The sequence below is a fragment of the Pseudomonas sp. NPDC087346 genome (assembly GCF_044744235.1).
Taxonomy (GTDB): Bacteria; Pseudomonadota; Gammaproteobacteria; order Pseudomonadales; family Pseudomonadaceae; genus Aquipseudomonas.
On sequence record NZ_JBIUXX010000074.1, the window covers coordinates 16,461 to 24,165 of the forward strand.

Genomic DNA, 7,705 nt, shown 5'->3' on the forward strand with positions numbered 1-7,705 from the left:
CTTCTCAACGCCGTTCTCGAAGAAATCACCGGCGCTCTGCACCGCAAGGACAGCGTCACGCTGGTGGGCTTCGGCACCTTCCTGCAACGCCACCGCGGCGCCCGCACCGGCAAAAACCCGCAAACCGGCGAGCCGGTGAAAATCAAGGCCAGCAACACCGTTGCGTTCAAGCCAGGCAAATCGTTGAAAGACAGCGTTAATCCTTAATTGCGGCGAACTCCTCGAATCGCGAGGAGAACCGCAATAAAAAATGGGCACACCGATTGCGGTCGGGTGCCCATTTTTTATGGCTTGATGGATGCGCTCAGTTGCGTCGAAAGCAGGCTTTGCCGTTGCCAAAATCCACAGCCAGGCAGTTTGGCTCAATCACCAATTGCAGATCCTGGAACAGGGCGGACAAATCGCTGTTGGAGGTCGCTTTGGTTTCGCTGTTCAGCGTCAACGTGTTGTCCTGCACCGTCCAAGTGCCTTTGGCGAAACCGTCGGCACTGCCGTACGCCACGCCCGCGTCAAAGGTGCCGTCCTTGCGCAGTAGCAACTCGGCGCCCATCTCCATTGCTCCGTAGAGATAATAATGGCCGTCCATTGGCGGGGTGTCCGCTGAGGCGTGTGTGACGGGAAGCCACATCAGTGCTGCAAAAAACAGGGGTTTCAATTCCATGAGGTAATGCTCCTTACCAGCTCCCGTAGGGGATGCCGTATTTTTCGATGTAGGCTTTGGATTCAAGTGATAGAGGCAAGGCATAGTGCCCCTCATTTTTTCCTTGATACGGACCTTCCTTCAATACACTTCCTTCGACCCGAGCTATCTCGACAGACTTGAGGCAAGTCCCTCCAAGCCAGACCTTCACAATGCCGCCGGGAGCCAAGCCAATTCCGATGTCGTCGCGGTAGTCAGTGATCCATTTACCATCAAGTCTGCAGAATGCTTGCTCGGGTTTGCGCATGATTTCCCGGGCAGTTTCGGGAATGATGACATAGGCCTCATAGGTTTGAGGCTCCGCTAGAGACTGCCAGCGTACGTAGATCAAGCGAGGCAGGTCGGCGCCGGTGACATCACGACCCGCGCCACTTCCGGGGTTTTCGGGCCAACCTGCGGGCTTGCCTTTGTAATCAGCGGGAGCTCTTACCGAAGCAATTCCGGCCCCAACACGCCGGAACACCCGTTCTCGAACATCTACGACGTCGGCGGTTTCAATCCAGACCTCCATGTAGTCCGGGGCACCAAAGCCAAGAAACCATGGCAGTTTGTCCGTAGGTTGAGCATGACTTTGGGTGCTTACGGTCAGCAGCAGACCGAAGAACAGGGCTGCATATTTTTTAATGCGAGGACTTAGGCTCTGCGGTGTAATGGTCGGAATGTGGTTACCAAGAGCCATAGGGAATTCCGAATTTTTCGATGTAGGCTTTGGACTCTGGCTCAAGAGGCAAAGCATACCGGCCTTCATTTTTTCCTTGGTAGGGACCCAGTTTATTAACAGTCCCTAGGACTCGAACAACCTCAATTGCCTCCAAGCAGGCTCCCCCGAGCCATACCTTCACTATTCCGCCTGGCGCCAGACCAATTCCCATGTTGTCGCGGGATTCGGTAATCCATTTCGCGCCAAAGTTGCAGAAAGCTTTTTCGGGTTTGCGCATGATTTCCCGGGCGGATTCTGGAATGACGATGTAAGCCTCGTAGGTTTGGGGTTCGGCCAGGGATTGCCAGCGGACGTAGATCAGGCGTGGTAAGTCGGCACCAGTGACATATTTGCCTTTGCCCGCACCATTGTTGCTCACCCAGCCTTTAGCTATTCCCAGGTTATGGGGAGGTCTTGGAACAGAGGCGATGCCGCTACCCGCGCGCTTAAACACTCGCTCTCTGATATCCACTACATCTGCCGTTTCAATCCATACCTCCATGTAAGCCGGTGCTGAAAAGCCAAGGAACCAAGGCAGTTTCTCTGCAGCTTGGGAGTCGTCTTGTATGCAGCCCACCAGTAGTAGGCCTAAAAGGAGGCACATACCTTTCTTGAAAGTTTGATTGAAGTCATTCATGGGGGTGTACCACCCGTTGTTTGTTTTTAGTCGGTCGATTGATAAAAACAAAGCCTATGTCGCTGCTATTCAGGTTTTTGGCCGCATTCCAGTGAGCGGAAAGATGTATATAGCGACTGCGCAACAACGCCCGCTCCTTGATGGTCAATCCTTCAACGGATGACTCACCCAATGCGTAAGCCTGTAGTTTTTTGTGTATAGGGATCAACTCGTCCGTCAGTTTTAGACCCGGCGTGTCAGGGACGATTTTGAACGGCACACCTGCTCTGACAGAAAGCTCACGCATGATGCGCAGATATACCAGCGATAGCTCACCATTTACGGGCCGTTCAATACTGGCCGCCGCATAAACCCGCTTCTGAGAATCCTGTCTGGGTCCACCCTTTTCTGTCGATTGAGTCACCGATCTTTCCCAGCATGCCACCCGCAGTTGGCTGCCCGGTGCGTCATCTTCGATTACGCCTTTTGTATACCAGGAAAATGCCTCTTTTTCGGCAGCAACGTAGGCGGCGCTGCTAGTCGCGTCCTTGCTTCGGCTAATGGTGCTGGTGATCGGGTTGCTCAGCAGTAGTTTTTCCTTGGCTCTGGGTAAGTAGCCGCCACCCAGATCCGAATGAGCGCCGGGTAAAACCAGATCAATATCACCCAGGCTGTTAAGCGCGAAGTTTTCACGGAACTCGTCACGTGCAACCAGATGTACCACCTTGTTGGCACAATCATCCGGGAGCTTCAAATTGACGCCGGGGTTTCTGCCGTTGGCACCGCTAAAGTCGAGCAGCCACGGATTGGCTACTGCTGCCACGGTGTCAAATAGGCCAATAAAGTTGATCACCGTGTCGATTTTCGGTCGCCAGCTGAAACTCTCTGCCAAGCCTTCGAATCCGTTCGGAAACGATTTTGCAAGAAAGCCTTCACTACCTTTGAGTACTTCGTTGGCAAAGTGCCTTGCGGCTGCAGCTCCTCGACTGAACCCAAAGATATCGAATTCGATTCGTTCAATTTTCAATTGTTGGTTACGTTCTTTTAGCTGGCGTATTTGTTCTCCGATAAGTGACGGCACCTGCTCGACGCGTGCCACTACGCCTGTTTCTCCTCTTCCAGTCATTTGCGAATAGAGGGAGTCGTCCCCGCCACCTGTGGTTCCAATACCTTCGACATAAATGGCAATTGAGGCTTGTGTCACTGTAAGCAACAACGTCTCGTCCGTTTGATCGGTATACAGATCGTAGAGCCGAGCAATGTTGCTCACATCATTCCCATAACTGTTATCCGGCGAATTCCCGTCCCCGTCATAACCATAAGTGGCACAGTGTTTCTGAATCTCTTCAGCCGCTTCTGCCAGATTGGCATCCGGCGCATAGCAAGCGGCGACTGTCTCGCTGTTGGCTTTGTTGTTACCCGTCCCATCAAAAAACACGCCGATACGCAAAGTAATACCCCCAGGCGTTTCGTCCTCCAGATCGACTTCTTCTTCCTCTTCTTCTACACGTGCCTGTGCTGCTGGCGCTGACGCAACGGGCAACATGCCATCCAGCCCAGGCACCAGCAGATGGGTGCCTGCACTGTCCGGTGGCTTGCGCCCCGTCTCGATTTCGGTGCTGGTGAAAATACCGTCGGTATCGATCACGATGTGATGGCCGCCCGCTTTCAGCGTGATGCTGGCGCCGGCATCCAGCACTACACTGGCCCCGGCCTTGAGATGCACTTGCTGGCCGGCTTCGATGTCGAGGGATTTTCCAACGCTGGTGTGGCTGTTGCCGTTGATGGTTTCACGGCGCTCGTTGCCCACTTCCAACTGAATGCTGTTACCGATTTTCTGCGCCAAGTCGCGTTGTGCACGCAGGTAGATCAACTCCTGCCCGGCGCGATCTTCTATCGACAGTTCGTTGTAGCCACCGGTATGCGGCGAGCTGTGGCTGCGCAGTACGGTTCTGGTTTTGTGATCGGGCAAGGAGTAGGGCGGCAAAGTGGATTTGTTTGCCACGCAGCCGGTAATCAGCGGTTTGTCAGGGTCGCCCTCGAGAAAGGTCACCACGACTTCCATGCCGATGCGTGGAAGGGTCACGGCGCCGAAATGATCCCCGGCCCACCCCGTCGCCACACGTACCCAACAACTGCTGCGCTCACTGTTCAGTTCGGCGCGATCCCACGGCAGTTCAATCTTCACGCGCCCGAATTCATCGCAGTAGATCTCTTCGTGCGCCGGCCCGGTAACTCGTGCGGTCTGAGCCACCAGTGGTGGTCGACGCGCTGGCAACGGCGGGCGGAAAACAACTTCTGCGGGGATCACGCTGAAGGTATTTCGATAGCCTTGGGTGAACCCGTCGGCGGCTTTGATTTCACTGGTGATCGATTCTTCGAGCACTTGTGGTTGTCGCCCGTCGTGCTGAACGCTGAGCAACAGCCACAAGTCGTTGCACTGTTTGCGCGGGTGTTCAGTCAGATCGAAGAGGTGCCCACAGCGCAGGTTCTGCTGATCGCTTTCACCCTCACCCAGTTCATAGTCGCTGCGATGCCGCTCCAGCGCCTGACGGGCAATTTGCTTGCCGCGCTTTTCGTTCTCGATCAGCAACGGATAACGGTAGTCCTCCAGGGCTGGAGTGAATTCGGCGGTGAAGCGGCTTTCAAGCAACAAACCTGGGCGTTTCAGGTCGTAGTCGCGGCGGGTGACGGTGCTGGTGCGAGTGCTGTTACGCACACTGAACCGGCTGACCACCGGGTGCTCGGCGATCATGCCGGTGTCCTGCTGATACGGCGTCGCACCCAACGTGGGGAGAAATACCTGGTCATCGGTGAACACCAGCAAATGCCCGTCCGCCGAATGCTGATGATGCCAGGCGATACCGTCCTCGGCGCACAGGCGCTGAATGAATTCGAAGTCGCTTTCCGCATACTGAGTGCAATAGTCGCGTGGCGGGTTCGGGGTGACATGAAAGGTAAACGCATCACCTTGAATGCCGTGATCCTTGAACACCTGCGCGATGATCTGCTGCACCGTGCGTTGCTGGAAAACCCGCTGATCATGACTGAACTGCAAATAGTGCAGCGCCGGCACCAGCGTCAGTTGATAGTGCGTCAGCCGTCGTCCTGTCTCACCAACGCTCACATCCTCAATGCGTCCGTGAATTCCCTCGTTGTTGAACCCGAATTGCAGAAACGCCGGTTGACTGAGCAAGCCTTCCAGGTCGATATCCGCTCGTTCGCTGACCAGCTTGATCCGGATGGTGTAAAGGCTGCTGATGGCTTCATCACCATCGAATGCCAACACCTTGAAGTCGTGGCGAACTCCGGGAATTTGCAAGGTAAAAGGCGCGCAATTGCCCGTACTGAACATACGCTTGTCCTTAAGCAAGTGAGTCGATGCGCGGTGTTCGATCGTCCCTGATCGCCACGCGAAAAGAATTTGCCAAGGCAAGCTAGCAACGCAGGAAATAAATTGATGTAAGAAGTATCTCTGACATTTGTCAGAGCATTCCGGGCGTGAAAGTGTGGTGTGGGTTGAAGGAAATGACTGTGGGAAAGTAATTCGATAATTATTGAGTTAGCACGAAAGTGCAGTGTTTTCCGAGGCTGTGTAAGTTTCAACGAAATGAAATGCCATCAGATTGATGGCACTTTTGTTGTGCGCTGTTGTCGGCGGTAATTGTTTTATGAATCCAATGAATTTTAGGAAGAATCCTACTTCTATTTTTTTCGAGAATGGTCATGCTTGCCGCCGTGTAATGGAGCCGGCGTGCTGCGAGCAGCCATCGAGGTCGAGCGGGCCGCTCTGGAGCAAGGGTTTCGAGGGGGCAGGGCAAATGTACACAATATAAGCCGACATCAGGGAACCCCCTGCAACATATAGGGCGATCTCTTACGCAGGGCAATGAACACTTCGTCTTGTTGTTTGATCAGATGCTTGCTAGTGGCCATCATTGTGATTACGATGCGCCCACTTGAAAGAGCAAACACTCAATTGGATGAGTCTCCAACAGCTCTTCGATACTGTCCGCGCCGCTGAAATTCCAAACAGGCGTATGACCGTCATCAAAACTTAAAGGCCATGGATGTCCTACTCAAGCAAACTTTCCGCTCATTACCTCGAACTCGCAAAAGTCTCTGTTTCCAAAGAGAATTTCGCGGGCGAAGACGTTCGTTTTTCGAGCGAATTCGAGGCACTGGAAAGCGAGCTGGCCAAGGCTTCGTCGATGCACGAAAGCGGGCAGATCGACTGGCTGAAAATCCGTGAAAACAGCGAAAATCTGCTGCGTACCCAATCCAAGGATTTGCGTGTCGGCGCCTGGCTGACGTGGTCTCTGTACCAGCGTGAATCTTTCCCCGGCCTCCTTGCCGGCCTCGGTCTGCTGCACCATCTGTCGGAAAACAACTGGCCTGTCGTTCACCCGCTCAAAGCCCGGACCCGCGCTGCCGCCATTGGCTGGCTGGTGCCGCGTCTGGAGCAGGTGATCACCGAAAACATTGCGATCAAGGAACAGCTGCCGATGTTCCGGCAGTTGTCCGAGCATCTGGCCGGTCTCGACGCCGCGTGCACCGAGCATCTGGGCGATGACGCGCCGCTGCTGTTGCCGCTTTCCCGTCGCCTGAAAACCATGATCCAGCGCGCTGCCGACAACCAGCCGGCACCCGGCGTGATGGGCTCGGCGGTGGCGCAGGTCAAGCAGGCCGCCAGCCAGTTACTCACGCCCGGCGCACCGATCGACAACGAGAAAGAAGCCTACAAGGCTCTTCGCGCCCAGCAGGAAAGCGCGCGTCCGTTGTGTGCCTGGTGGCTCAAGCAGAAAGCCACCGACCTGCGCGCCCTGCGCCTCAACCGTACTTTGCTCTGGCTGCCGATTGATGCAGTGCCGGAGCGCAACGCCGAGCAGATCACCGTATTGCGCGGTCTTCCGGCCGACAAACTCAAGCAGTATCAGGACCGTTTCGATCAGGGCAAATACGCCGATCTGCTGGTTGAACTGGAGGCGAGCCTGGCGAAGGCGCCGTTCTGGTTCGATGGCCAGAGGATGGTCTGGGAATGTCTCCAGAACCTCAACGCCGAGATGGCTATGCGCGAAGTGGAGATCCACTTCGCGCTTTTGGTTCAGCGCCTGCCCGGCATCATCGAATGTCGTTTCCATGACGGTGCGCCGTTCGCCGATCCGTCCACACGGGCGTGGATCGCCGGCAACGTCATGCCGCACCTGCAAAGCGCCAGTGCGCCGCGCAAGGTTGAAACCGACGACGTCCAGACTCAGCCCGCCTGGGAAAAAGCCCTCGAAGAAGTCCTGCCGGTTCTGCGCAAGGAAGGCCTCAAGCCTGCCGTGCAGATTCTCAAGCAGGGCCTGCAATCCGCCCACGGTGGGCGCGAGCGCTTTTTCTGGCAGTTCGCCCTCGGCCGGCTGTGTTTCATGGCCAAGAAATACGAACTGGCCAAGAACCAGCTCGAAACACTCGATCAGACTTTACAGGACTCAGGCCTGCACGCCTGGGAGCCCGATCTTGCATTGGAAGTGCTGCACCTGCTGCATAGCTGCTGCGAGTTGTTACCGCAGAACCATGCAGTGCGTGAACGCAAGGAAGAGATTTATCGCAGGCTGTGCCACCTCGATCTCGACGTGGTACTCGAATAGGCCCCAGGGCCTCTACCGCTAGGAGACTAGCCGTGGCCTAAGTAGGCTCGGTAGCC

The 7,705-nt window shown here is 55.4% G+C and carries 6 protein-coding genes; 2 read left to right on the forward strand and 4 right to left on the reverse strand.

The features are described from left to right. On the forward strand, positions 1 to 207 hold a 207-nt coding region (locus tag ACIOZM_RS27885), incomplete at its 5' end, for an HU family DNA-binding protein (RefSeq protein WP_401219945.1). 97 nt (positions 208 to 304) lie between these two features. Here ACIOZM_RS27885 and ACIOZM_RS27890 read toward each other — a convergent pair. The 4 genes from ACIOZM_RS27890 to tssI are packed head-to-tail and all read right to left on the reverse strand — an operon-like array spanning position 305 to position 5,371. Next, entirely contained in the window at positions 305 to 661 is a 357-nt protein-coding gene (locus ACIOZM_RS27890; protein WP_401219948.1) for a hypothetical protein, read from the reverse strand. Between the two features lie 13 nt (positions 662 to 674). Next, positions 675 to 1,379 (reverse strand): DUF2931 family protein, encoded by a 705-nt coding sequence (locus ACIOZM_RS27895; protein ID WP_401219951.1) that lies wholly within the window; start codon positions 1,377 to 1,379, stop codon positions 675 to 677. Next, a complete protein-coding gene (locus tag ACIOZM_RS27900) occupies positions 1,366 to 2,037 on the reverse strand; it encodes a DUF2931 family protein (protein ID WP_401219953.1) in 672 nt (223 codons plus the stop codon). Before ACIOZM_RS27900 ends, ACIOZM_RS27895 begins: the two co-directional genes overlap by 14 nt. Further along, positions 2,030 to 5,371 carry a type VI secretion system tip protein TssI/VgrG gene (tssI, locus tag ACIOZM_RS27905; protein WP_401219956.1) on the reverse strand — a complete coding sequence of 1,114 codons (3,342 nt, stop codon included), beginning with the start codon at positions 5,369 to 5,371 and terminating at the stop codon, positions 2,030 to 2,032. Before tssI ends, ACIOZM_RS27900 begins: the two co-directional genes overlap by 8 nt. Before the next feature lie 715 nt (positions 5,372 to 6,086). Here tssI and tssA point away from each other — a divergent pair. Continuing rightward, positions 6,087 to 7,649 carry a type VI secretion system protein TssA gene (gene tssA, locus ACIOZM_RS27910; RefSeq protein WP_401219959.1) on the forward strand — a complete coding sequence of 521 codons (1,563 nt, stop codon included), beginning with the start codon at positions 6,087 to 6,089 and terminating at the stop codon, positions 7,647 to 7,649. Positions 7,650 to 7,705 lie beyond the last annotated feature (56 nt).

Coding starts and splice junctions, on each gene's coding strand:
- ACIOZM_RS27900 (WP_401219953.1), bottom strand. CDS start 2,037: ATGAATGACTTCAATCAAACTTTCAAGAAAGGTATGTGCCTCCTTTTA.
- tssA (WP_401219959.1), top strand. CDS start 6,087: ATGTCCTACTCAAGCAAACTTTCCGCTCATTACCTCGAACTCGCAAAA.
- ACIOZM_RS27895 (WP_401219951.1), bottom strand. CDS start 1,379: ATGGCTCTTGGTAACCACATTCCGACCATTACACCGCAGAGCCTAAGT.
- ACIOZM_RS27890 (WP_401219948.1), bottom strand. CDS start 661: ATGGAATTGAAACCCCTGTTTTTTGCAGCACTGATGTGGCTTCCCGTC.
- tssI (WP_401219956.1), bottom strand. CDS start 5,371: ATGTTCAGTACGGGCAATTGCGCGCCTTTTACCTTGCAAATTCCCGGA.